Source organism: Pseudomonas sp. RW409, assembly GCF_003184125.1.
In the GTDB taxonomy this organism is placed as follows: Bacteria; Pseudomonadota; Gammaproteobacteria; order Pseudomonadales; family Pseudomonadaceae; genus Aquipseudomonas; species Aquipseudomonas chlororaphis_I.
The window spans coordinates 357,774-382,441 of the sequence record NZ_QHHP01000034.1 but is presented as its reverse complement, the minus strand read 5'-3'; the positions used below and the strand labels follow the sequence as shown (position 1 = coordinate 382,441).

Below are 24,668 nucleotides of genomic sequence, written 5' to 3'. Positions count from 1 at the left end.
ACCCAAACCGGAGCCCAAACCGCAACAGCCAGTGCCGCCACCACCCGCGCCGACACCGCCACCACCGGTTACTCCACCGCCGCCGCCACCGCCCGCACCGTCGAGCAGCACCGACGCGGTCGCCCTGGATCAGCAGGCACCGGTTTATCCGCGTGATGCCCGACAGGCCAAGATCGAGGGCTATGTGGTGCTGGAACTTGCGATCCGCCCGGACGGCACGGTTGCCAGTGCCAAGGTCCTCGAGTCGAAACCACGCAAGCTGTTCGACGAGGCCGCGATCAGCGCGGTGAAACGCTGGAAGTTCCAGCCGCGAATGGTCAATGGCGCAGCAGTTGAGCAGCGCGCTAAACAGACGGTCAGGTTCGACCTGAAATAAGCCCGTGGAGGGTGCGCGCGGAGCGCACGCCCTCTGCCAAGGAATCAAGACGATGACGACACGTACAACCAGTGGCGCACTCGCTGCCGCGCTGTGCTGCCTGGGCGCAGCCGGAGCAACCCAGGCCGCCGAGCAGCCGATTCAGATCAAGGCTGTAGTTCTGAGCATGTTCGAGGTCGGCCAGGATCAGGGAGACAACCCTGGCGAGTTTCAGTTCTGGCGTGAACGCGCCGGCCTGAATCAGTGCATGCCGCTCGCCCAGGGTTTTCATGACGTATGCCTGAACCCTGAAACCGGCGTCCTGGCAACGGTGACCGGCATGGGCACTGCCCGTGCGGCGGCGTCGGTAATGGCCCTGGGCATGGATCCACGCTTTGACTTGAGCAAGGCGTACTGGCTGGTCGCGGGCATTGCCGGCATCAATCCGCACAAGGGCTCCATCGGTTCGGCGGCATGGGCCAACTATGTGGTGGACGGTGACCTGGCGCACGAGATCGATGCGCGGGAAATCCCCAAAGACTGGAAAACCGGCTACACCCCGTTCTTTCGCGCAACGCCTTATGCCCAGCCACGTTCGGACAGCATCGGCGAAGTCTACAAGCTCAATGGTCGACTGGTGGATTGGGCCTACAACCTGACAAAGGACGTCCCACTGGTAGAAAACAAGGAACTGGCAGCGTTTCGCCAACAGTTCAAGGGCTTCCCCCAAGCCGTTCTGCCGGCCAGGGTCATGAAAGGCGACAACCTCGCCTCCTCGACGTTCTGGCACGGCAAGCGGCTCAACGACTGGGCCGGTGACTGGGTCAAGTACTGGACCGACGGCAAAGGGCAATTCGTGACTTCCGCCATGGAGGACACCGGAACCCTGCAGTCCCTCAGTTTCCTGAACAAAGCGGCGAAGGTGGACCTGGACCGCGTGCTGGTATTGCGTACCGCCAGTAACTACACCATGCAGCCACCCGGCATGAGCGCCGCGCAAAGCATGGCTCATGACCAGGCGGGTTTCGTCGGCATGCAGCCCTCGCTCGAGGCGGCCTATCGAGTGGGCAGCACAGTGATCAACGCGCTGACGGGAAACTGGGAGCTGTATTCGCAGACCCTGCCGGGACACTGAACTCATGACCCGGCCTGGTGAACGCCATACAACAAACTGAGCCATGACCGGAGAAGCGCGATCGAGCACTGACAAGCGGATGTCGTTGATAACCGCACTCGTTGCTTGAAAACACTTCCTGGCGACTGAAGCCGCTGTTTACCGGTTCGGACAATAACCATACAGCCAGCGCGTTGCCGGCGCTGATGCTTAACACCAATGCCCGTTGGCTGACATTCAACCAACCCGCATGACGGCCACGCCTTGCCTGAGAAACGGCAGGACTTACAACTAAGTGAAGAGGTGTTTCATGAAAATCCTCCTGGGTTTATTACTTGGATGCTTATCGGTAACGGCCTGGGCCGCTACCCCCGCGGTTCCGTGCAAAGCCGATATTGCGGTGATTGGCGGTACATTCATCAACGATGCCATGTTGAAGTCCGGAAAACTCAAGGAGTCCTTCACCCTTGAAACTCCAGCCGGAACTTCCCCAACTATCTATTGCGGCAACTATAAAAACGTTCCGTTCTATTACATCAATATGCATGGCGACGGAAAGATCGTCGAAACCTGGGCGGCCCTTTACCAGCTACGGGTTAAAGATGCGATTGGTGGGGCAACAGCCGGTGGTATCAACCCGGCAATGAAGCTCCACGATCTGGTGGTGGCCGATGATGTCATCGACTTCAACATCGACCGGCCACTGGCGCTGCCGGATGCCATCTACCGCAAGGGCGACCATCCGGTTCCGCGCTACACGCCAGCCATGGATCCCATTCTTCGCGACATCCTGATCGATGAGACGCAGAAACGCCTGAATCGTGGAGATGCTCCCGTCGCCGGGATCAACCTGCACAAGAGCGGGGTGATCATGCAAACCCGCGGCGGGCGTTTCGAAACGGCTGCGGAAGTGCGCATGCTGGCCAAGATGGGGGGCGACCTGGTGACCATGAGCGTGGGGTCGGAAGTGATCTATGCGCGCATGGCCGGGATCAACTATGCCTCGCTGATCGCCATCTCCAATCCAGCCGAAGGCCTGGGTAACTGGACATGGGACACCATTCGCGAAGTTTACCCACGGCTTAATCCGGTGTGCCTGGAAATCGTTCTGGAGTCGTTGCCGAAGATTGCCGCCATCGGCAATAAGCCGCGGGTCGGCGACAGTTTGCGTATTCATCCGGAAATGACCTCAGAGAAGAAGTAAGCGAACTTCAACTTGCTCTAGAAGGCTGTGCAAGTACGGCAGGAACAGTTTGTGTTTCTGCCCGTACGCACTCGCCTGTTGTTCAACAACTTTTACATAAAAGCAAATGTAGTAGGGGAGTGTTCCATGGGTACATATAACTGGCGTCACCCGCAAAAACTGGCCCTGGCAGTTGCGGCTGCTGTGCAGATTCTCGGCGGACAGGCCATGGCCGAAGATCAGAAAGAGACGGTCGAGCTTGAGGACTACATTCTCAAGGAGAGTGTCGAAGACACCATGGGCATCATGCCCAGCCAGCCGGTGAAGAGCGTTTTCGGCCTGGGCAAGTCCATCGCCGAAACCCCACGCTCGGTGTCGGATGTGTCGTCCGACCTGATCGAAAACTACGGCTTGCGCGACATCAACGACCTGGTTCGCCTCGCCCCGGGAGCCTACACCAGCTCCTTCTTCGGGGTGCCGGGGGCACTGAGCCTGCGTGGCGATGCCGCGGATAACTACTTCCGGGGGTTCAAGCGGGTAGAGAACCCTGGCAACTATGCAACGCCGATCCGCGCCGCCAGTTCGGTCGATATCGTGCGTGGCCCGGTTTCCCCCATCTACGGTGCCGGCAAGGTCGGCGGCTACATGAACTTCAACCCGAAATCCTCGAAGTCGGCGACCTCCAAGTTCATCGAAAAACCTACCGGGCAATTCGGTGTGACCGTGGGTTCCTATGACCAGTACATCACCACCGCCGAAGGCGGCTCGCCCTTCGAGCTGGGGGGGCGCCAGGGCGGTGTCTATGGTTTCTTCGAGCAGGAGGACTCGAAAAGCTACTTCGACAACGTCGAACCCAAGTCGACCATCGGCCAGATCGCCTTCGACATGGACCTCACCGACAACCTGCGGACCGAGTTCGGCGGCCAGTACCTGAAGGCCAAGCGCATCCAGAACCCCGGATGGAACCGGGTCACCCAGGACCTGATCGACCACGACACCTACATCACCGGCGCGCCGTCCAAGATGAGCTCAAGGGGCGATGTGCTGTTCCCTGACGATGTACGCAACAACATCAGCCCGGGCGTCGGTTTTCCACCGGGCAGCGGCAACTCCAAGCTGGACGTTTTCTGCCTGAACTACAGCAACTGCTTCTTCGACCCGAAAGACCCGAACGCGGCACTGAGCAACCCCGGGACCACCAAGCTCGACCGCAACAAGGTGTTCACCGACAAGAAGGACAAGGGCGAAAGCAAGGCCGCCACGGCGTACTTCGACCTTATCTGGTCGCTGGACAATGACATGGAGCTCAAGAACCAGTTCTTCTACGACTCCCTGGACCACAACAAATACACCAGCTATGGCTTCACCGCCGACTACGATGCCTACACCTGGGAAGACAAAGTCAGCCTGAGCTTCCCGCTGCAGATCGGGGAGGTCAGCACGTCCAACGTCGTCGGCGTCAACTATCGCTACTACAGCGCCATCGACCGTGAGTCCTACCTCGATGAAATCCTCGACCGCCGCGACCTGAACGTCGGGCCGACACCGGACGACAGCTTCGACATCGGTCATACCGGCAACGTCGAGATCGCTCCCGGCATGTACCGACGCAACTTCAACACCCAGAGCGCATCCATCACCAAAAACACCGGCGCGTTCATGCTGTCCGACATGAACTGGCAGAACTGGAACCTGCTGCTGGGCTACCGCTTCGACTACTACGACGCCAAGGCCAAGGAGAAGGCCCAGGCCACCAATGGCGATCTGGTCCGCGATGCCAATGGCGACGGGCGTCCGGACAAAGCCACCAACCACAACACCACTGACTCGTTCAGTGCCAGCCTCTCGTACAAGACGCCGTGGGGGTTCATCCCTTACTTCACCTACGCCGAGTCGACCGCGCTGTCGTCCAACCAGGCAGGCGGCGTAACAGCGTCGGACGTCTCCAGCGGCAACTACCTGCAGGACTCGAAACTGCGCGAGTACGGCATCAAGTACAACAGCGAGAACGGCAACGTCTACGCCGCGCTGGCCTACTACGACCAGGAGAAGACCTACCGCGACTCGCAAAACGGCAGCACTGTGCTGGTCAACGGCAAGGGTTACGAAGGTGAGTTGCGCTGGATGCTCAACCAGAACTTCTCCATGACGGCCTCGGCGACCAAACAGAAGGTGCGTGAGAAAGGGCAGCCTTTCACCGTGCTCAATACCGCCGCTGTCGCCCAAGCCTATGGCCTGGATCCGTCGCAACTCTATGGCTTCCGCTTCTTCGACCCGACCGGCCAGGTACTGGGTGGCGAGTACGATCGTGGCGGCGTACCGGAGTGGGTAACCAGCCTGTATGGCAACTACACCCAGCCGACCCCTTGGGGTGGCCGTGTGAACGCCAGCCTGGGCTTCACCTGGGTAGACGAGCAATGGGCGGACAACCAGAAGCAGATCAAGCTGCCTGACTACACCGTATGGAACGGCTCGGTGGGCTATTCCGAGAAGTCCTGGGAAGCGCTGTTTACCGTCAACAACCTGTTCAACGAGAAGTACTTCACTTCCGCCAACCTGTTCGACTCGACCCTGGTGTTCCCTTCCGCTCCGCGTACCTACACCGCCAGCTTCGTTTACAAATTCTGACCTCGCTGGCTAACCAGGGAGGCCCTGCCCGGGGCCTCCCTCATAGCTGATGGATTTCAAGCATTCGGCAACTCGCTCATGGCAGACCTCAGCGCCGCACTCCCCGCGCGTCCGCTCGATAGCCGGCGCTGCATTCATGACAAGCGCGCCAGCCGCACCCCCAGCGCTAGCGACATGAGTTTCAACGAGCCATGAGGATGCCCTGCAACTTCGGAGGAATACCTGTAATGAGCCACAACGACCCTGAAAACCCTGACACCCCGATCGATCCCAGTCGTCGCCACTTTCTCGCCGGTACCGCGGTACTGGGTGCCGGCGCCGCGCTCAACGGTTGCACGCCCAACAGCGATGCGCCCCCTACACCGGGCAAGCGCCCACTGTCCGCTGCCGAACTGGACAGGTCACTGCGCAAGCACGTCAAGACGGTGGTGGTGATCTATGCCGAGAACCGCAGCTTCAACAACCTGTTCGCCGATTTCCCCGGCCTCGAGCAGCCTCTTTCCGGCCTCAAGCCCGCCGCTTACCAGCAGCGCGACCGCGACGGCAGCCTGCTGCAAATCCTGCCCCCGGTCTGGGGCGGCACCCTGCATCTGGGACCGCAGACCGCGGATGGCGTGACCTATCCCGCTGGCGTGCCATTTCAGCAGGACCTGCCGAACGCGCCGTTCGCCCTCAAAGGCCCGAATGCCGAGGACCTCCCGCTGAGCCTGGTGACCCGCGATTTGTCCCACGAGTTCTACCAGAACCAGATGCAGATCAACGGTGGCATGAATGACCGGTTCGCCGCCTGGTCCGACTCCGGCGGCCTGACGATGGGGCACTACAGGCAAAGCCGCTATGCCCTTCGCCTGTGGGATATCGCGCGGCAGTTCGTGCTCTGCGACAACTTCTTCCAGGGCGCCTTTGGCGGTTCGTACCTGAACCACCAATACCTGATCTCGGCGGCGGTGCCGCACTATCCGAACGCCCGCAACTCGGTGGCCAAGGTGAAGATCGCCAACCTGCACAGCGACGACCCCAGCGACCCGCGGCTCAGGCCCCTGGCCGACTCGCCCGCCAGTGCCATGGACGGCCCCGCCCAGTTCGGCCCCTGCGCGCTCACCCCGGACGGTTATGCGGTCAACACCTTCGCGCCGCCCTACTGGCCGACCTGGCAACGCGACCCACAACGACCGGACTATTCCAGACCGGACCTGCCCTTCGTGCTGGTTCCGCAAAGCCACGAGCACATCGGCGACAAGCTGTCGAAAAGGAACATCGACTGGGCCTGGTACGCCGGTGGCTGGCAGGCCACCCTGGATGAGTTCAGCGGCTCGGGCGCGATCCCGAAAATCCCCAACTTCCAGTACCACCACCAGCCCTTCAACTACTTCCGGCAGCAAGGCCCGGAGCACCCCGGTGAACGCGCCAGGCGCCTGCGCGATGGCGGCCTGGGCGACGACCCGTCGACGAACCGGTTCTTCGCCGACGCCCTGGCCGGCAAGCTGCCGAGCGTGAGCTTCTACAAGCCCCAGGGCAACCTCAACATGCATGCCGGGTACACAGACGTCGCCGCGGGTGACCGGCATCTGGTCCGCGCGATCAAGACCCTGCAGGACAGTCCGCAGTGGAACAACATGGTGCTGATTGTCACGGTCGACGAGAACGGCGGCTGGTGGGATCACGTGGCTCCGCCCAAGGGCGATCGCTGGGGCCCGGGCAGCCGTATTCCGGCCCTGGTGGTATCGCCCTTCGCCCGCAAGGGGACGGTGGATCACACGGTGTATGACACCGCATCGATCCTGCGCCTAGTGACCCGGGTCTTCGACCTGGAAAAGCTCGATGGCCTGAAACTGCGTGACGAGGCCATGGCCGCCCGGGAACAGTCCCCCATGGGCGACCTGACCAATGCGTTGCAGTTCGATTAGCCAGCGCCGGAAAGGACTGATCGCGGCAGACGTCCAGTGGATCGGGTTATGGACGGCCTTGCTCATCCCCTGCGTTCGCTGCGACGCCCTCGCCGAGCTGCCGGCTCCTGCCCCCGTGGGATCCGGCCGTCCGACCATGCTTCAGGCCGTGCCAGGAATCGCCCGCTGCTCCCCGCGAACCGGCCACAACTGCGCCACCGCCCAGGCCAGTTCGAAAAACAGGATCACGCCGATCAAGGCCGTGCCGCCCTGGGCCAGGGCGTAGATCTGCCAGGTGGAGAACAGCAGCCGGCCGGCGGCGTCGTAGCGTCCGAAGGCCAGCTGCGGATCGCGGATGCGCAGCACCGACCAGACACAGACGATCGAGCCCATCAGGTTGACCATCAGCAGATGCATGGGCGCGAACGGCGGCAGTTCGCCGGGCAGGTTGAGGGCCTGGCTCCACTGCTGCATCAACCCGTGCAGGGCGAGAAAGCTCCAGGGGGTGACAAAGGCGGCGGTGACGATCAGGTCGTACCAACCGCTGGCCCGCACCAATTGACGGTATTGCGCTGTGCTCCACATAAAGGATCGCTCCGGATATTCAAGGAGCACGCAGGCTAAAGCCTGGAGTATGCTCCAGGGTCAAGCCCTTCCGAGACTCCAGCATGCGCATCGGTGAACGTGCCCAGGCCGGCGCCGTCAGCCGCGATACCCTGCGCTTCTACGAGCAGCGCGGATTGATTGCGGCGCAACGCACCGCCAACGGCTATCGTGATTACCCCAGCGACATGTGTGCAGCTGGTGCTCTACATCAAGACCGCGCAACGCCTGGGCTTCAGCCTCGGCGCGATCGGCAGCGGCGTTGCCCCTTAAATCCATGATCTTCACTCATCAAGGAATCCCTGCATGTCTACGCCAAAAACCGCACTGATCATCGGCGCCTCCAGAGGCCTGGGCCTGGGCCTGGTGCAACGCCTGCTGGACGCTGGCTGGCAGGTCACCGCCACCGTGCGCAATCCGCAAAAAGCCGAGGCGCTCAAGGCCCTGGGTCCGGTCCGCATCGAACAGCTGGACATGGACGACCAGCAGGCGGTGATCGCCCTGAACCAGAAGCTCAAAGGCGAAGTGTTCGACCTGCTGTTCGTCAACGCCGGGGTCAAGGGGCCGGACGACCAGACGCCGGGCAAGGCGACCCTGGCGGAAGTCGGCCAGCTGTTCTTCACCAACGCCGTGGCGCCGATCAACCTGGCCCAGCGTTTCGCCCCGCAGATCCGCCCGGACAGCGGCGTGCTGGCGTTCATGAGTTCGGTGCTGGGCAGCGTGACCATGCCCGACGCGCCGGAGCTGGCGCTGTACAAGGCCAGCAAGGCGGCGCTGAATTCCATGACCAACAGCTTCGTGACCCAGCTCGAGCAGAAGCTCACCGTGCTGTCGCTGCACCCGGGTTGGGTGAAGACCGATATGGGCGGCGAAGGCGCCGACATCGACGTCGAGACCAGCACCCGCGGCCTGATCGAGCAGATCAATGCCTATACCGGCAAGGGCGGGCACCATTTCGTCAACTACAAGGGCGAGACCATTCCTTGGTAAGCCTGCACCTGTAGCCGCTGCCGACATCGCAGCGCCCACTTCGTGGTCGAGCGCAACCTTCGGTAGCGGCTACAGGACGTTATCGCGGGCAAGCCTCGCGCCTACAGTGACCGCCTGTAGGAGCGAGGCTTGCCCGCGATAGACCGCGCAGCGGTCTCCCCGTAAACTGCGCACCTCGCCCCCGTGGCGACCCTGGATCAGCAGACAGGGCAACACTGAGCTGGCTAACCTGAACCCACTTTCAGAGGAGCCGGCCACCATGCCTGCGACCCGTACCTGGTTAAAAAATCCCCTCGCCATTTTCACTGGCAATGCCCTCGACGCCCGTGGCGGCCTGGTGCTGCAAGACGGCCTGATCGTCGAAGTGCTCGGCGCCGGCCAGCAACCTGCCCAGCCCTGTGGACAGGTCTTCGATGCCCGCGAGCACGTGCTGCTGCCGGGGCTGATCAACACCCATCACCACTTCTATCAGACCCTGACCCGCGCCTGGGCGCCGGTGGTCAACCAGCCGCTGTTTCCCTGGCTGAAAACCCTGTACCCGGTCTGGGCCCGGCTGACCCCGGAGAAACTCGCCCTGGCCAGTAAAGTGGCGCTGGCCGAACTGCTGCTGTCCGGCTGCACCACCGCCGCCGACCACCACTACCTGTTCCCCGAAGGCCTGGAAAACGCCATCGACGTGCAGGTGGCCAGCGTGCGCGAACTGGGCATGCGCGCCATGCTCACCCGCGGTTCCATGAGCCTCGGCGAAGCGGATGGCGGCCTGCCGCCGCAACAGACCGTGCAACAGGGCGAGGTGATTCTCGCCGACAGCCAGCGGCTGATCGCCGAGTACCACCAACGCGGCGCCGGCGCGCAGATCCAGATCGCCCTGGCGCCCTGCTCGCCGTTCTCGGTGACCCCAGAGATCATGGCGGCCAGTGCCGAGCTGGCGGAAAAACTCGACGTGCGCCTGCACACCCACCTGGCGGAAACCCTCGACGAGGAAGACTTCTGCCTGCAACGTTTCGGCCTGCGCACCGTGGACTATCTGGATAGCGTCGGCTGGCTCGGCCCACGGACCTGGCTGGCCCACGGCATCCATTTCAACCCGGATGAAATCGCCCGCCTTGGCGCGGCCGGGACCGGCATCTGTCACTGCCCGAGTTCCAACATGCGCCTGGCCTCGGGCATCTGCCCGACCCTGGAACTGACCGACGCCGGCGCGCCTGTGGGCCTGGGCGTGGATGGCTCAGCCTCGAACGACGCCTCCAACATGATTCTCGAAACCCGCCAGGCCCTGTACCTGCAGCGCCTGCGTTACGGCGCCGAGAAGATCACCCCGGAGTTGGTGCTGGGCTGGGCCACCCGGGGTTCGGCACGGTTGCTGGGGCGCAGCGATATCGGCGAGCTGGCCGTGGGCAAACAGGCCGACCTGGCGCTGTTCAAGCTCGATGAGCTGCGCTTCTCCGGCAGCCATGATCCGTTGTCGGCGTTGCTGCTGTGCGGCGCGGATCGGGCGGACCGGGTGATGGTCGGCGGCCAGTGGCGGGTGATCGATGGGCAGGTCGAGGGGTTGGATGTGCGGGGCCTGATTGCCGATCACCGGCAGGCGGCGCGGGAGTTGATCGGCGGCGCCTGATCCGGTGTTATCGCGAGCAAGCTCGCTCCTACAGGGAACCGGTTCCGATCATTTCCAGAATGAATCACGCCGGATGTAGGAGCGAGCTTGCTCGCGATGCTCTTCAAAGACCCAGTAACGACAACATGATAAAGGTCGCGAACAGCACGAAGTGGGTCATGCCTTCGATGGCATTGGTCTCACCGTCGTTGAGGTTGATCGCGCTGACGATCAGGGTGATGAAAATCATCACCGTCTGCACCGGGGTCATCGCCATCTGGAACGGCTGGCCGGTGTAGAGCGCCATGGCTTCCATCACCGGCACCGTCAGGATCACCGTCGACAACGACGCGCCCAACGCAATATTGACCACCGACTGCATGCGATTGGCTAACGCCGCGCGCAGGGCCGTAAGGATCTCCGGCGCCGCGGAAATCGCCGCCACCAGGATCGCCGTGATCACCGGCGGCGCGCCTGTGCCTTCCAGCCCCAGGTCGAGGGTCTTGGACATCACCTCCGCCAACGCGCCGATCAGCACCACGCCGAACACCAGGGTAGCGATGGAAAACACCAGGCTGACAGGTGCTGGCTGATCTTCCGTCGGTTCTTTCTTGCGGCGTTTCTCCGGGTAGCTGTAGCTGAAGAAGTAGCTGTGGGCGCCGACCTGCATGCGCAGGAACAGGGTGTACAACAGCACCATCGCGCCAATGGTGAAGGCCGAGTAGAGCTTCCATTTCGACTCGGGAATGAACTCCGGCACCACCATCGACACGCCCATGGCGGTGAGGATCATCACGCTGTAGGAGCGCGCCGAGTCGTCGTTGTAGGCCTGCTCGCCATGCTTGATCCCACCCATCAGCGCGGCCAGGCCGAGGATGCCATTGATGTCGAGCATCACCGCCGAATAGATGGTGTCGCGCACCAGGGTCGGCGAGGCCTCGTTGCTCATCATGATCGCCAGGATCACCACCTCCACCAGGACCGCGGCGAGGGTCAGGATCATGGTGCCGTAGGGGTCGCCGACCTTCTCCGCCAGCAGCTCGGCGTGATGGGCGACGCGCATCGAGGCGGCGACGATGAAACCGATCAGCACCAGCCCGGAGATCAGCGCCACGCCCTGGCCGCTGTTGAGCAGCGCATGCTCCAACGGATAGGCAACCAGCGCCGCGAGCAGCGCCAGCAACAGAAAACTTTCTTGCTTGAGTGAAGTGAACATTGCAGTCCTTTGACCGGATAAATCGAGCAGTAGAGATGAGCTAAAGACTGCATGGAGTCACTAACGTTTCGTTACACCTTCGTGCACCAGGGGTTGGCATGGAGTGGGCATGGCGCACCGGGTTGGCTCTTGGGCGGCCTTGAGATTGATCGCGGGCAAGCCTCGCTCCTACAGGATTTACGCCATGCCGGATCCCGTGATCGCCGCGATTCTGCAGGAGCGAGGCTTGCCCGCGAAGGCTTCACCCTGCCCCCCGAAATTTTGTTGTCCTGTTGGTCAGCTATTTGCATTGAGCCATTCAAGCCTTAGAGCCCAGCCTCGCCCCACAACAAAATGGAGTCCGGATTCATGCATAAACGTCCGTTGCAAAAATTGCTGTGCGCCCTCACCGCGGCCATCGGCCTGAGCGTCTCGCTGGGCGCCAGCGCCGCCGATCCGTTGAAGGTCGGCTTCGTCTATATCGGCCCGATCGGCGACCACGGCTGGACCTATCAGCATGAACAGGGACGCAAGGCGCTGGTAGAGAAGTTCGGCGACCGGATCAAGACCAACTACGTGGAGAACGTCGCCGAAGGCGCCGACGCCGAGCGGGTGATCCGCAACATGGCCAAGGACCAGTACGACCTGATCTTCACCACCTCCTTCGGCTACATGAACCCGACCCTGAAAGTCGCCAAGCAATTCCCCAAGACCACCTTCGAACACGCCACCGGCTACAAACAGGACAAGAACCTCGGCACCTACCTGGCCCGCACCTATGAAGGTCGCTACGTCGGCGGTTTTCTCGCGGCGAAGATGACCAAGAGCAAGAAGGTCGGCTACATCGCCTCCTTCCCGATCCCGGAAGTGATCCGCGACATCAACGCCATCCAACTGGCCCTGAACAAATACAACCCGGGCACCGAGATCAAGGTGGTGTGGGTCAACTCCTGGTTCGACCCGGGCAAGGAAGCCGACGCCGCCAACGCCCTGATCGACCAGGGCGCCGACGTGATCTTCCAGCACACCGACAGCCCGGCGCCGATCCAGGCCGCCGAACGCCGTGGCGTGTATGCCGTGGGCTACGCCTCGGACATGGCCCACTTCGGGCCCAAAGCGGTGCTGACCTCCATCGTCAACAACTGGGGCCCGCACTACATCCAGGCCACCCAGGGCGTGCTCGACCACAGCTGGAAATCCCAGGACTACTGGGGCGGCCTGAAGGAAGGCACGGTCGAACTGCCGATCAGCGACCTGGTGCCGGCCGACGTCAAGCGTGAAGCCGAGCAGATCATCGCCGACATCAAGAGCGGCGCCTTCCACCCGTTCACCGGGCCGATCAAGGATCAGGCCGGCGTGGAAAAACTCGCCGCCGGGGTCAGCGCCAGCAATGCCGAGCTCGCGTCGATGAACTATTACGTGGAAGGCATGAAGGCCGACATTCCGAAATGACTCATCGAATCCTGTAGCCGCAGCCGCAGTTGCACTAAGTTCCGAAGGACCTTGGCTCGATATCCAGAGCACGCCCCCTTCGGGGTCGATCGCAGCCTGCGGCAGCGGCTACAGGGCAGCGGCTACCTTGAGAGCATTTATATGAACCAGCTTCCAATCATCGACATCAGCCCGCTCTACGGCGACGACGCCCACGGCTGGAACAGCGTCGCCCAGCAGATCGACCGCGCCTGCCGCGAGTGGGGCTTCTTCTATATCAAGGGCCACCCGATCAGCGCCGCGCGCATCGGCCAGTTGCTCGACGCCGCCCGGCAATTCTTCGCCCTGCCGGCCGCCGAGAAACTCAAGATCGATATCACCCAGACCCGCCACCATCGCGGCTACGGTGCGATCGCTACTGAGCAGCTGGACCCGGACAAGCCCAGCGACCTCAAGGAAACCTTCGACATGGGCCTGCACCTGCCGGCCGACCATCCCGAGGTGCTCGCGGAAAAACCGCTGCGCGGCAGCAACCGGCACCCGGATATCGCCGGCTGGGAAACCCTGATGGAGCAGCACTACCTGGACATGCAGGCCCTGGCCCAGACCCTGCTGCGGGCCATGACCCTGGCCCTGGGCATCGAGCGTGACTTCTTCGACCGCCGCTTCAAGGAGCCGGTCAGCGTCCTGCGCCTGATCCATTACCCGCCGCGGCACACCGCCAGCAGCGACGAGCAGCAAGGCGCCGGCGCCCACACCGACTACGGCTGCATCACCCTGCTCTACCAGGACAGCGCCGGCGGCCTGCAGGTGCGCAACGTCCAGGGCCAGTGGATCGACGCCCCGCCCATCGCGGGCACCTTCGTGGTCAACCTCGGCGACATGATGGCGCGCTGGAGCAACGACCGTTACCTGTCGACGCCGCACCGGGTGATCAGCCCGCTGGGGGTGGACCGCTACTCGATGCCGTTCTTCGCCGAGCCCCATCCGGATACGCGCATCGAATGCCTGCCCGGCTGCCAGGATGCCGAGCATCCGCCGAAGTACCCGGTCACCACCTGCGCCGAGTTCCTCTTGTCGCGGTTCGCCGATACCTATGCCTATCGCCGGGAACTGCAAGCGTCCTGATCGGCCGGTTGGTCAGGTTTTGCCGAATCGTCCGCGTGCGCCTGTAGAATGCCTGCCCTTATGGGCGCGATGAAACCCGACGCGCCCGCGCAGCCCTGGGAAAACCTGGGGCCGGCGCCTGTCATCGCACCTTGCGGTTGGCTTTTCGCCGCAGGATGATGGAGCGCAACACGTTCACGCAGCGCTCGACTGCACCTGATGAGATCACACCCATGTACGACTGGCTGAACGCCTTGCCCAAGGCCGAACTGCACCTGCACCTCGAAGGTTCCCTCGAGCCCGAGCTGCTGTTCGCCCTGGCCGAACGCAACAAGATCGCCCTGCCCTGGAGCGATGTGGAAACCCTGCGCAAGGCTTATGCCTTCAACAACCTGCAAGAGTTCCTCGACCTGTACTACCAGGGCGCGGACGTACTGCGCACCTCCCAGGATTTCTACGACCTGACCTGGGCCTACCTGCTGCGCTGCAAAGAGCAGAACGTCATCCACACCGAACCCTTCTTCGATCCGCAGACCCACACCGATCGCGGCATCCCCTTCGAAGTGGTGCTCAACGGCATCGCCAGCGCGCTCAAGGATGGCGAGCAGCAACTGGGCATCACCAGCGGCCTGATCCTGAGCTTCCTGCGCCACCTGAGCGAAGACGAAGCGCAGAAAACCCTCGACCAGGCGCTGCCGTTCCGCGAAGCCTTTGTCGCGGTCGGCCTGGACAGTTCGGAAATGGGTCACCCGCCGAGCAAGTTCCAGCGGGTGTTCGATCGTGCCCGCAGCGAAGGTTTCCTCACCGTCGCCCACGCCGGTGAAGAAGGCCCGCCCGAGTACATCTGGGAAGCCCTCGACCTGCTGAAGATCCAGCGCATCGACCACGGCGTGCGCGCCTTCGAGGACGAGCGACTGATGCAGCGCATCATCGACGAGCAGATCCCGCTGACCGTCTGCCCACTGTCGAACACCAAGCTCTGCGTGTTCGATCACATGTCGCAGCACAACATCCTCGAGATGCTCGAGCGTGGGGTGAAGGTCACCGTGAACTCCGATGACCCGGCCTACTTCGGCGGCTACGTCACCGAGAACTTCCACGCCCTGTACACCCACCTGGGCATGACCCAGGATCAGGCCAAGCGCCTGGCGCAGAACAGCCTGGATGCGCGCTTGGTCAAGCCGTAACCGCGATACACCTGTAGCCGCTGCCGAAGGCTGCGATCGACCGGAACGGTCGCGGCGATCTCAATGACGCCGGAGGTCCTGCGGACCTATCGCAGCCTGCGGCAGCGGCTACAGCTCAGGCGCCGACTTCGCTCAACTCTTCCAGCGTCTTGCCCCGGGTCTCCATCCCGAACAGCCAGACCACCGCCGCGGCGACCGCGAAACACAGCGCGCCCAGGGCGAACACCCCACCCTGCCCGGTCATCGGGAACACCACGCCGGTCACCAAAGGCCCGAGCAGCGAACCGATGCGCCCCACCGCCGAGGCGAAGCCGGAACCGGTAGCCCGCGCCGAAGTGGGATACAACTCGGGCGTGTAGGTGTAGAGCACCGCCCACATACCGAACAGGAAGAACTGCATCAACAGGCCGGAGCTGATCAACAGCGCCACGTTGCCGCCGAACACCGCGCTCTGCCCGTAGAAAAACGCCATGACCCCACCGCCCAGCAGGGTGATCACGCACACCGGCTTGCGCCCCCAGCGCTCCACCAGCCAGGCGGCCATGAGGAAGCCGGGAATCCCGCCGAGGGAAATCAGCACCGTGTAGTACACCGACTGAGTCACGGCGAACCCCGACTGCTGCAACAAGGCGCTGAGCCACGAGGTCAGGCCATAAAAACCCAGCAGGGCAAAGAACCAGACGCTCCAGATCATCATGGTGCGTTGGCGATAGAGCGGCGACCAGATCTCGCGCAAGGCCGAGAAGAAATGCCCCGGCACGCTTTCCACCCGCGGCAGGCGCACCGGCTCGGGCAGATCCGCGCGCTGCAACGAGGCCCGGACCTTATCCTCGATCCGTCGCAGCACCTGGTCGGCATCGGCGTGCCGTCCGGCCTGCTCCAGCCAGCGCGGCGACTCGGGAATGAAGAAACGGATCGCCAGCACGAACACCGCCGGGATCGCCAGGACCAGGAAGATGTCGCGCCAGCCAATCAACGGCAGCAGGAAATACGAGAGCACGCCCGCCGCGACGAAACCCAGCGGCCAGAAGCCGTCCATCAAGGCGATATAGCGTCCGCGCCGCTTGGCCGGGATCATCTCCGACAGCATCGACTGGGCGATGGGAAACTCCATGCCCATGCCGATCCCCAGCAGCACCCGGAACAGGGTCAGGCTGTCCACCGTCTGCGCCGTGGAGCACAGGTAACTGGCGATGCCCCAGAGCACGATGCTCCACTGGAACACCGGCTTGCGCCCGAAGCGGTCGGCGAGCATGCCCGACAGCGATGCGCCGACCACCATGCCGAAGAAACTCGAACTGGCCAACAAGCCGGCCTGGGCCGTACTTAGGCCGAACTCGGCTTTGATCGAGCCGAGCAGGAAGGTCATCATCGCCAGGTCCATGGAGTCGAAGAAAAACGCCAGGGCGATGATGATGAAAATGACTCGGTGATAACCGCTGATGGGCAAGCGTTCCAGACGCTCCGCCGCACTGTATCCCTGACTTGCCATGCCCCGTCCCCCCGATTGAATGGTCTGCAATCGAGTGTGCAAGATCGACGCCGCCGCTCAGTGCTGGATGCGACCTGCCCGCACCCCGCAACGACGCCGCCGGCCAGGGTCAGTGATCGGCGTGGGCTGGCCTGGGGTAATGCGCGGAAACTTCAGCGCAGCGCGCCTGCAACATGTCCCGCAGCAGGTTCACCGGTTTGCTCAACTGCGCCCGATGGGCGCACAACAGGTTCAGCGGTGCCCGTTCGCAGCGCAGCTCCGGCATCAGCACCTTGAGCCGCCCGGCCAGCACATCGGCCGCCACGTCGAGCCAGGACTTGTAGGCGATGCCCCGCCCCGCCACCGCCCACAGGCGCACCACATCGGCATCGTCGCTGAAACGATCGCCGCTGACCGTCAGGCCGACCTCACGCTTGCCATCGTGAAAACTCCAGTGGTCGTGCACCCGGCTGCCGAGCATGTAGAGCAGGCAATTGTGCTGGGCCAGTTGCTCCAGCTGGCGCGGTTCGCCGTGGCGGGCCAGGTACTCGGGCGCGGCCACCAGCACCCGGCGGTTCTGCGGCGCGACCGGCAAGGCCACCAGGCTGGAGTCTTCCGGTTCGCCGTAACGCAGGGCGATGTCCACCGGCTGGCGAAACAGGTCGGCGATACGGTCGCCCAGCAGCAGGCGCACCGTGAGTTTGGGGTGCTCCTGCTGGAACCGGTCGAGCCAGGGCAGCAACAGGTTGCGGCCGAAGTCCGAGGGCGCGGACAGCTGGAGAACGCCGCTGACCTGATCCTGGCCGCTGGCCAACAAGCGCCGCCCTTCCTCCAGGTTGCTCAGGGCGGCGCGGGCGTATTCGAGAAACCCTTCGCCCTCGGCGGTCAGGCGCAGGCTGCGGGTCGAACGCGCCAGCAGCCGGGCGCCGAGCTGCTGCTCGATGCGCTTGAGGGCGGCGCTGGCCACCGCCGCCGACAGGTCCATGACCCGCGCCGCGGCAGACAGGCTGCCGAGGTCGGCGGCGCGCACGAACAATTGCAGGTCATCGAATCGCAGCATCTGGCTCACCGGGCATTATCAAAAAAATATTGAAAGAGACTGCTGTTTTAGCCGGTTTTATCTTCCGGGGAAATGGCCAATGATCTGCGCACTCTCACACCAGCCCGTCATACCGCCCTGAAGGACGCCACCATGTCGCAAGCCTTTACCGCCATTGCCACCCTTGTCGCGAAGAGCGGCCAGCAGGCCCTGCTCCAACGCGAACTCACCGCCCTGGTGCAACCGAGCCGTGAAGAAACCGGCTGCCAGTACTACAACCTGCACCAGGACGCCGAAGACCCAGGCACCTTTTATGTACTGGAGCGCTGGGACGATGAGGCGGCCCTGGAGTTTCACAACGCCACGGTGCACTTCCAGCACTTTCTCAGCCAGACCCGCGAGGCGATCGAGCACTTCGAGCTCAAGCGCCTGCTGCTGATCCTCTGACCCGACCTTCATCTTCATCAGGAAAACTCACCATGAAAGCCATCGCCTACTACGCCTCCCTGCCGATCAACGATCCTTTGTCCCTGCAAGACATCGAACTGCCGGAACCGGTTGCCGGCCCTCGCGACCTGCTGGTGGAAGTCAAAGCCATCTCGGTCAACCCGGTGGACACCAAGGTCCGCCAGAACGTCCAGCCTGAAGGCGGCGCCGCCAAGGTGCTGGGCTGGGACGTGGCTGGGGTGGTCAAGGCGGTGGGCAGCGACGTCAGCCTGTTCAAGGCCGGCGACAAGGTGTTCTACGCCGGCTCGATCGCCCGCGCCGGCGGCAACAGCGAACTGCATGTGGTGGACGAGCGCATCGTCGGCCATATGCCCAAGAGCCTGGGTTTCGCCGAAGCCGCCGCCCTGCCGCTGACCGCGATCACCGCCTGGGAACTGCTGTTCGAGCGCCTGCAGATCGCCGAAGGCCAGGCCGATCGGCAGCAGAGCCTGTTGATCGTCGGCGCGGCCGGCGGTGTGGGTTCGATCCTCACCCAACTGGCCAGCCAGCTCACCGCTCTTAAGGTCATAGGCACTGCCTCGCGCGCTGAAACCCAGGGCTGGGTGCGCGAGCTCGGCGCCGACCTGGTGATCGACCACAGCCAGCCGCTGAGCCAGGAACTGAAGAAGGCCGGCCAGGCCAGCGTCACCCATGTCGCCAGCCTGACCCAGACCGACGCGCACCTGGACGAGTTGGTCGAGGCCCTCGCGCCACAGGGTCGGCTGGCGCTGATCGACGATCCGAAAACCCTCGACGTGACCAAGCTCAAGCGCAAGAGCCTGTCGCTGCACTGGGAGTTCATGTACACCCGTTCGCTGTTCGAGACCGCGGACATGCAGGAGCAGCACAAGCTGCTCAATCGCGTCGCCGAGCTGATCGACGCCGGTACCTTGAAGACCACCCTCGGCGAGCACTTCGGCACCATCAACGCGGCCAACCTGCGGCGCGCTCATGCCTTGCTGGAAAGCGGCAAAGCCAAGGGCAAGATCGTGCTGGAAGGGTTCTGAAGCAGGGAGCGGACGGCAGTCCTGCCGGCTCCGGAAAGGGGCAGGACGCCGTCAGTCCGAGAGTTGATCCTTGTCATACTTGTGACCGTATTCAGGTCTACACTGGGGGCCCTTGCAGTGCAAATCTTTTACCCGAGGAGGTCAGCAATGAAGATCCTGATAAAAGAATTGGCAAAATCCAAAGGCTCCCAATGGCAGGTTCAACTCGACCAGCATGCGGTGACCTTCCGCAGCGAAGCCGAAGCCCGAGCCTTCGCCAATACCCTGGAAACGCGTCTGCAAGCTCCCCATCGATTCCCCGAAAGCCAACAGCGCGCCGCCGGCTGATTACAGCTGGGCGGCTTGCAGCGCCCTGGCGTTCTGCAATTTCCGGGTGACCATCGCCAGCGTCACCACCAGAATCCCACACAGGCTGATGACCGTCGCCATCGGCACGGCGCTGCCGTCGTGCAGCACTCCCACCAGCGCCGCGGCGCCGGCCGCCACGCTGAACTGCAGGCAGCCGAGCATCGCCGAGGCACTGCCGGCCCGCGCGCCCTGACCGTTCATGGCGCAGGCCGAAGCATTGGGAAGGATGCAACCCAGGCTGGCGATGCAAATGAACAGCGGCAGCAGCAGCGGCCAGAGTTGTGCCGGGTGCAGCGAGCTGACGGCAAGCAGCGCCAGGCCACCCAACAGGTAGATCCACACCGTGCGCGCCAGCAGGAAAGCGGGACCGCGCTTGGCCAGCAACCGCGCATTGATCTGCGCCACCAAGATGAAACCGCCGGCGTTGATCCCGAAGAACCAGCCGAAGTGCTCGGCCGGCACACCGTAGAGCTTGATGAAGACGAACGGCGAACCGGCGATGTAGGCGAACATCCCGGCGATGGCGATGCCCCCGGTCAGGGCATGGCCGAGAAACACCCGGTCAGCCAGCAACCGACCGTACTGGCGCAAGGCGCCGGACAACGGCTGGCGCGGCACATGGGCCGGCAGGCTTTCCGGCAAGCCTAGGGCTACCGCCAGGCCGGCCAGGGCGCTGAACAGGGTCAGCATGATGAAGATCGACTGCCAGCCGTAGAGATTCACCAGCAAGCCGCCGAGCATCGGCGCGAGGATCGGCGCCAAGCCCATGACCAGCATCAGCTGGGAAAACACCTTGGCCGAACCCACCGCGTCGCACTTGTCGCTGACCACCGCCCGGGAAATCACCATGCCCGCGCAGCCGCCCAGTGCCTGGACGAACCGCGCACCGATCAGCCATTCCAGGTTCGGCGCGTAGGCGCAGGCCAGGGACGCCAGGGTGAACAGCCCCACCCCGGCCAGCAACGGGATGCGCCGGCCAAAGCGGTCGGCCACGGGACCGTAGGCCAGCTGGCCGATGGACAGGCCGAGGAAGTAGGCCGCCAGCGTCAACTGAACGTGTTTTTCATCGGTGCCAAAGGCCAGCGCCATCGCCGGGAACGCCGGTAGATAGAAGTCGATGGCCAGAGGACCGAAGGCGCTCAGGGCGCCGAGAATCAGGATTGTGCGAAGGTTCATCAGGCATCCAGGTGCGGGTCGGTCGGCAGCCCGACAGTTTATCCGCGCTTGGAGGCCTTGAACATTCCGATAGGTCGCTAACTATTAAAAAGACCGGTTAAATCCGCTCAAGCCAGCTTGACCGCATAGCCTTCTTCGCTGATCAGGCTGATCACCTCGTCGGCGGACAAGCGGCTTTCCACACCCACTTCCCTGGCCCCGAGATCGACCTTGACGCTGGCCGCCGGATCCTTGCTCTGCACCGCCTGAGTGATGGCCCGGACGCAGTGACCGCAGGACATACCTTCGACATTGAACACTTGCATGACGCTTCTCCTGTTGTGAGGGTTATCGCCAGTCTTGGCCTTGCCACCATGGCAAGGTCAAGTTCCGGATACATCTGCCGGGCTGGCAATCGGCGACGCGCTCGGCCAAGCTTCACCCCTCAACGACACGACACTAGGAGATTCAGCCATGCGCTGGTCGGTTATCAGCCTGTTCAGCCTCCTCGGCCTGATCGCGGCCACCCCTTCGGTCAATGCCGCCGGCGAGGACTACGGCGTCCTGATCATTTCCCGGGAACGGCTGGAAGTCGCCACGTCCTGCGAAATCGGCCTGTACATCGAGGACCAGTTGGCGGGCCGGCTGTTCCAGGAACAAGCCACGTCCTTCAACCTGCCGCCGGGCAAAGTCTCGCTGCGTCTGAAACTGCTGCCGGGGCAGATGCCGGGCTGCAACCCGGGCATGCTCGCGCCAAGCTCCCAGGACATCAGCCTCAAGGCCGGCGACGTACTGAAGTTCCGCATCGCCATGAGCCCATCGGGCCTGCAGCTCCAGCGCACCGGCCTGGGATACTGAGGCCCCGGATCGTCGCCTGCGCCCTTTGCCTCCCCGGAACCGGCACGGGCGACGATCCAGGTTTCCCCCCGAGACAGATTGAAGCACCCCGCACCATGGCGCTTGACCTTGCCAGCATGGCAAGGTTGATCCTGTAGACCACCGTTTACAGGGAGTGTCAGTGATGTCCGAATCAACCACTTTTGACCTGCCGATTGCCGGCATGACCTGCGCCAGCTGCGCCGGGCGCGTGGAACGCGCCTTGAGCAAGGTCGCCGGCGCCATGGCTGTCAGCGTCAACCTCGCCACCGAACAGGCCCGCGTCCAGGCGCCCAGCGACAGCCTGCCGGCGCTGATGGCCGCGGTGCAGGATGCCGGCTACAGCGTGCCGGCCCACAGCCTGGAACTGAACATCGGCGGCATGACCTGCGCCTCCTGCGTCGGCCGTGTGGAACGTGCGCTGAGCAAGGTGGCCGGGGTCACCCGGGTCAGCGTCAACCTGGCCAACGAACGCGCGCACGTCGATCTGCTGGGTCAGGTCGATAGCGCCGACTTGATCGCCGCCGTCGACAAGGCCGGCTACTCCGCCACCCTGTGGCAGGCCGAACACCCCGAGCGCGACGATCAGCAACAACGCCTGCAGCGCGAACGCTGGTCCCTGGTGCTGGCGATCCTGCTGGCCCTGCCGCTGGTACTGCCCATGGTGGTGCAACCCTTTGGCCTGCACTGGATGCTGCCGGCCTGGGCGCAGTTCGTCCTGGCCACGCCGGTGCAATTCATCTTCGGTGCGCGTTTTTATGTCGCCGCCTGGAAAGCCGTGCGCGCCGGTGCCGGCAACATGGACTTGCTGGTGGCCCTGGGCACCAGCGCCGGTTACGGCTTGAGCCTGTACCAATGGGCCATCACCCCCGCCGGCGGCATGCCGCACCTGTACTTCGAGGCCTCGGCCGTGGTGATCGCCCTGGTGCTGCTGGGCAAGTACCTGGAAAGCCGCGCCAAGCGCCAGACCGCCAGCGCCATCCGTGCCCTTGAAGCCTTGCGCCCGGAGCGGGCGATCCTGGTCGTCGATGGCCGTGAGCGGGACGTGGCGATCAGCGCCCTGCGCCTGAACGACCTGGTGCTGGTCAAGCCCGGCGAGCGCTTCCCGGTGGACGGCGAAGTGGTCGAAGGCCAGAGCCATGCCGACGAGGCCCTGATCAGCGGCGAAAGCCTGCCGGTGCCGAAACAGCCCGGCGACCCGGTCACCGGTGGCGCCATCAACGGCGAAGGCCGGCTGCTGGTGCGGACCCTGGCCCTCGGCGCGGAAACCGTTCTGGCGCGCATCATCCGCCTGGTGGAAGACGCCCAGGCCGGCAAGGCGCCGATCCAGAAGCTGGTGGACCGGGTCAGCCAGGTGTTCGTGCCGACGGTACTGGTGCTGGCCCTGGCAACGCTGATCGGCTGGTGGCTGTATGGCGCGCCGCTGGAAACCGCGCTGATCAATGCGGTCGCGGTGCTGGTCATCGCCTGTCCCTGCGCGCTGGGGCTGGCCACGCCGACCGCGATCATGGCCGGTACCGGCGTCGCCGCCCGCCACGGGATCCTGATCAAGGACGCCGAAGCCCTGGAGCGCGCCCATGAAGTCAGCACCGTGGTCTTCGACAAGACCGGCACCCTGACTTCCGGCACGCCACGCATCGCCCATCTGGATGCGGTCGATGGCAACGAAGACCACCTGCTGCAATTGGCTGGCGCCCTGCAACGCGGCAGCGAGCACCCGCTGGCCAAGGCCGTTCTCGACCTGTGCGCCGAACGCCAGTTGGCGGTGGCCGACGTCAGCGCCAGCCAGTCCCTGACCGGCCGCGGCATCGCCGGCACCCTGGACGGCCGCCAACTGGCCCTGGGCAACCGGCGCCTGCTGGAAGAAAGCGGCCTGCAGGCCGGCGACCTGGCGGCCTCGGCCCAGGCCTGGGAAACCGAAGGCCGCACCCTGTCCTGGCTGATCGAACAACAGCCGCAACCCCGCGTACTGGGCCTGTTCGCCTTTGGCGACACCCTCAAGCCCGGCGCCCTGCAAGCGGTACGACAACTGGGTGCGCGCCATATCGGCAGCCACCTGCTGACCGGCGACAACCGCGGCAGCGCCAAGGTGGTCGCCGAGGCCCTGGGCATCACCAACGTGCACGCCGAAGTGCTGCCCGCTGACAAGGCCGCCACGGTCGCCGAACTGAAAAAGACCGGCGTGGTGGCGATGGTCGGCGACGGCATCAACGACGCCCCGGCCCTGGCCGCCGCCGATATCGGCATTGCCATGGGCGGCGGGACCGATGTGGCGATGCACGCGGCGGGGATCACCCTGATGCGCGGCGACCCGCGCCTGGTGCCGGCGGCCCTGGAGATCAGCCGCAAGACCTACGCGAAGATCCGCCAGAACCTGTTCTGGGCCTTCGTCTACAACCTGATCGGCATTCCGCTGGCGGCGTTCGGCCTGCTCAACCCGGTGCTGGCCGGGGCGGCCATGGCGCTGTCCAGCGTCAGCGTGGTGAGCAATGCGCTACTGTTGAAAACCTGGAAACCCAAAGACCTGGAGGACGCCCGATGAACATCGGCCAAGCAGCCCGCAAGAGCGGCCTGAGCGCCAAGATGATCCGCTACTACGAGTCCATCGGCCTGCTCAGGCCGGCCCATCGCAGCGACAGCGGCTACCGCCTGTACGGTGACGACGACCTGCACAGCCTGGCCTTTATCAAGCGCTCGCGGGACCTGGGCTTTTCCCTGGAGGAAGTGGGCAAGCTGCTGACCCTGTGGCAGGACCGCCAGCGCGCCAGCGCCGATGTCAAAGCCCTGGCCCGCCAGCACATCGACGAGCTCAACCGGAAAATCGCCGAGCTGGCCGGGCTGCGCGACACCCTGCAGGATCTGGTAAAGCACTGCCACGGCGACCATCGCCCGGATTGTCCGATTCTCAAGGACCTTGCTTCGGGCGGGTGCTGCGCGTGATGTAGCCGCTGCTGCAGGCTGTGATCGGTCTGGGCGGCATTCCGTACGAAGAGGACGTGCTCTTCGAGAT

The 24,668-nt window shown here is 63.8% G+C and carries 22 protein-coding genes and 1 pseudogene; 17 read left to right on the top strand and 6 right to left on the bottom strand.

Annotation, left to right across the window (positions count from 1 at the left end; all coding sequences use genetic code 11):
- From DK261_RS17945 to acpA, 5 genes are all read left to right on the top strand, one after another.
- On the top strand, positions 1-376 hold a 376-nt coding region (locus DK261_RS17945; protein WP_146218538.1), incomplete at its 5' end, for an energy transducer TonB.
- A 52-nt stretch (positions 377-428) separates the two neighbouring features.
- A complete protein-coding gene (locus tag DK261_RS17940; RefSeq protein WP_009046827.1) occupies positions 429-1,490 on the top strand; it encodes a purine nucleoside permease in 1,062 nt (353 codons plus the stop codon).
- A 289-nt stretch (positions 1,491-1,779) separates the two neighbouring features.
- On the top strand, positions 1,780-2,673 hold the full coding sequence (locus DK261_RS17935; protein WP_009046826.1) for a methylthioadenosine phosphorylase: 894 nt from the start codon (positions 1,780-1,782) through the stop codon (positions 2,671-2,673).
- A 126-nt stretch (positions 2,674-2,799) separates the two neighbouring features.
- Positions 2,800-5,280 (top strand): TonB-dependent siderophore receptor, encoded by a 2,481-nt coding sequence (locus DK261_RS17930; protein WP_016703810.1) that lies wholly within the window; start codon positions 2,800-2,802, stop codon positions 5,278-5,280.
- Positions 5,281-5,507: 227 nt separating this feature from the next.
- Positions 5,508-7,187, top strand: coding sequence for an acid phosphatase (gene acpA / locus DK261_RS17925; RefSeq protein ID WP_016703809.1), 1,680 nt, complete (start codon positions 5,508-5,510; stop codon positions 7,185-7,187).
- Between the two features lie 141 nt (positions 7,188-7,328).
- On the opposite strand, the gene DK261_RS17920 is transcribed toward acpA, so the two are convergent.
- Entirely contained in the window at positions 7,329-7,751 is a 423-nt protein-coding gene (locus DK261_RS17920; protein WP_110176087.1) for a hypothetical protein, read from the bottom strand.
- A gap of 83 nt (positions 7,752-7,834) precedes the next feature.
- Between DK261_RS17920 and DK261_RS17915 the strand changes: the two are divergent.
- The 3 genes and pseudogenes from DK261_RS17915 to DK261_RS17905 form a co-directional block, all read left to right on the top strand.
- Positions 7,835-8,036: pseudogene (locus tag DK261_RS17915) on the top strand (MerR family transcriptional regulator); the annotation flags it as partial.
- 39 nt (positions 8,037-8,075) lie between these two features.
- Complete coding sequence (locus DK261_RS17910) at positions 8,076-8,759, top strand: SDR family oxidoreductase (protein WP_009046821.1); 684 nt, start codon at positions 8,076-8,078, stop codon at positions 8,757-8,759.
- Between the two features lie 259 nt (positions 8,760-9,018).
- Positions 9,019-10,377: an 8-oxoguanine deaminase gene (locus DK261_RS17905; protein WP_009046820.1), complete on the top strand. Its 1,359-nt coding sequence runs from the start codon at positions 9,019-9,021 to the stop codon at positions 10,375-10,377.
- A 103-nt stretch (positions 10,378-10,480) separates the two neighbouring features.
- Here the strand turns inward: DK261_RS17905 and DK261_RS17900 are convergent, their stop codons facing one another.
- Complete coding sequence (locus DK261_RS17900; protein WP_016703807.1) at positions 10,481-11,572, bottom strand: calcium:proton antiporter; 1,092 nt, start codon at positions 11,570-11,572, stop codon at positions 10,481-10,483.
- Between the two features lie 348 nt (positions 11,573-11,920).
- On the opposite strand from DK261_RS17900, the gene DK261_RS17895 reads away from it, so the two are divergent.
- The 3 genes from DK261_RS17895 (at position 11,921) to DK261_RS17885 (ending at position 15,276) form a co-directional block, all read left to right on the top strand.
- Positions 11,921-13,003 carry a BMP family ABC transporter substrate-binding protein gene (locus DK261_RS17895; protein WP_038630529.1) on the top strand — a complete coding sequence of 361 codons (1,083 nt, stop codon included), beginning with the start codon at positions 11,921-11,923 and terminating at the stop codon, positions 13,001-13,003.
- 141 nt (positions 13,004-13,144) lie between these two features.
- Positions 13,145-14,110: a 2-oxoglutarate and iron-dependent oxygenase domain-containing protein gene (locus DK261_RS17890; RefSeq protein WP_110176086.1), complete on the top strand. Its 966-nt coding sequence runs from the start codon at positions 13,145-13,147 to the stop codon at positions 14,108-14,110.
- Positions 14,111-14,322: 212 nt separating this feature from the next.
- Positions 14,323-15,276, top strand: coding sequence for an adenosine deaminase (locus tag DK261_RS17885; RefSeq protein ID WP_007923280.1), 954 nt, complete (start codon positions 14,323-14,325; stop codon positions 15,274-15,276).
- 115 nt (positions 15,277-15,391) lie between these two features.
- Here DK261_RS17885 and DK261_RS17880 read toward each other — a convergent pair whose 3' ends face one another.
- Both DK261_RS17880 and DK261_RS17875 read right to left on the bottom strand, forming a co-directional pair.
- Complete coding sequence (locus tag DK261_RS17880) at positions 15,392-16,768, bottom strand: MFS transporter (RefSeq protein WP_016703805.1); 1,377 nt, start codon at positions 16,766-16,768, stop codon at positions 15,392-15,394.
- A 109-nt stretch (positions 16,769-16,877) separates the two neighbouring features.
- Entirely contained in the window at positions 16,878-17,807 is a 930-nt protein-coding gene (locus tag DK261_RS17875) for a LysR substrate-binding domain-containing protein (RefSeq protein WP_029526873.1), read from the bottom strand.
- 132 nt (positions 17,808-17,939) lie between these two features.
- On the opposite strand from DK261_RS17875, the gene DK261_RS17870 reads away from it, so the two are divergent.
- The 3 genes from DK261_RS17870 (at position 17,940) to DK261_RS17860 (ending at position 19,606) form a co-directional block, all read left to right on the top strand.
- A complete protein-coding gene (locus DK261_RS17870; RefSeq protein WP_110176108.1) occupies positions 17,940-18,233 on the top strand; it encodes a putative quinol monooxygenase in 294 nt (97 codons plus the stop codon).
- A gap of 32 nt (positions 18,234-18,265) precedes the next feature.
- A complete protein-coding gene (locus DK261_RS17865; protein WP_016703802.1) occupies positions 18,266-19,279 on the top strand; it encodes a zinc-binding alcohol dehydrogenase family protein in 1,014 nt (337 codons plus the stop codon).
- Between the two features lie 147 nt (positions 19,280-19,426).
- Positions 19,427-19,606, top strand: coding sequence for a hypothetical protein (locus DK261_RS17860; RefSeq protein ID WP_038582330.1), 180 nt, complete (start codon positions 19,427-19,429; stop codon positions 19,604-19,606).
- Here the strand turns inward: DK261_RS17860 and DK261_RS17855 are convergent, their stop codons facing one another.
- Together DK261_RS17855 and DK261_RS17850 are read right to left on the bottom strand one after the other, a co-directional pair.
- Positions 19,607-20,803: a multidrug effflux MFS transporter gene (locus tag DK261_RS17855; RefSeq protein WP_016703800.1), complete on the bottom strand. Its 1,197-nt coding sequence runs from the start codon at positions 20,801-20,803 to the stop codon at positions 19,607-19,609.
- 107 nt (positions 20,804-20,910) lie between these two features.
- Positions 20,911-21,108, bottom strand: coding sequence for a heavy-metal-associated domain-containing protein (locus tag DK261_RS17850; protein ID WP_007923288.1), 198 nt, complete (start codon positions 21,106-21,108; stop codon positions 20,911-20,913).
- A 148-nt stretch (positions 21,109-21,256) separates the two neighbouring features.
- Here DK261_RS17850 and DK261_RS17845 point away from each other — a divergent pair, with 148 nt between their 5' ends.
- The 3 genes from DK261_RS17845 to cueR all read left to right on the top strand — a co-directional run bounded on the left by DK261_RS17845 (position 21,257) and on the right by cueR (position 24,598).
- Positions 21,257-21,640 carry a hypothetical protein gene (locus tag DK261_RS17845; protein ID WP_009046810.1) on the top strand — a complete coding sequence of 128 codons (384 nt, stop codon included), beginning with the start codon at positions 21,257-21,259 and terminating at the stop codon, positions 21,638-21,640.
- Between the two features lie 163 nt (positions 21,641-21,803).
- Positions 21,804-24,200 carry a heavy metal translocating P-type ATPase gene (locus tag DK261_RS17840; RefSeq protein WP_110176085.1) on the top strand — a complete coding sequence of 799 codons (2,397 nt, stop codon included), beginning with the start codon at positions 21,804-21,806 and terminating at the stop codon, positions 24,198-24,200.
- A complete protein-coding gene (gene cueR, locus DK261_RS17835) occupies positions 24,197-24,598 on the top strand; it encodes a Cu(I)-responsive transcriptional regulator (RefSeq protein ID WP_016703798.1) in 402 nt (133 codons plus the stop codon). Before DK261_RS17840 ends, cueR begins: the two co-directional genes overlap by 4 nt.
- The last annotated feature ends 70 nt before the right edge of the window (positions 24,599-24,668 follow it).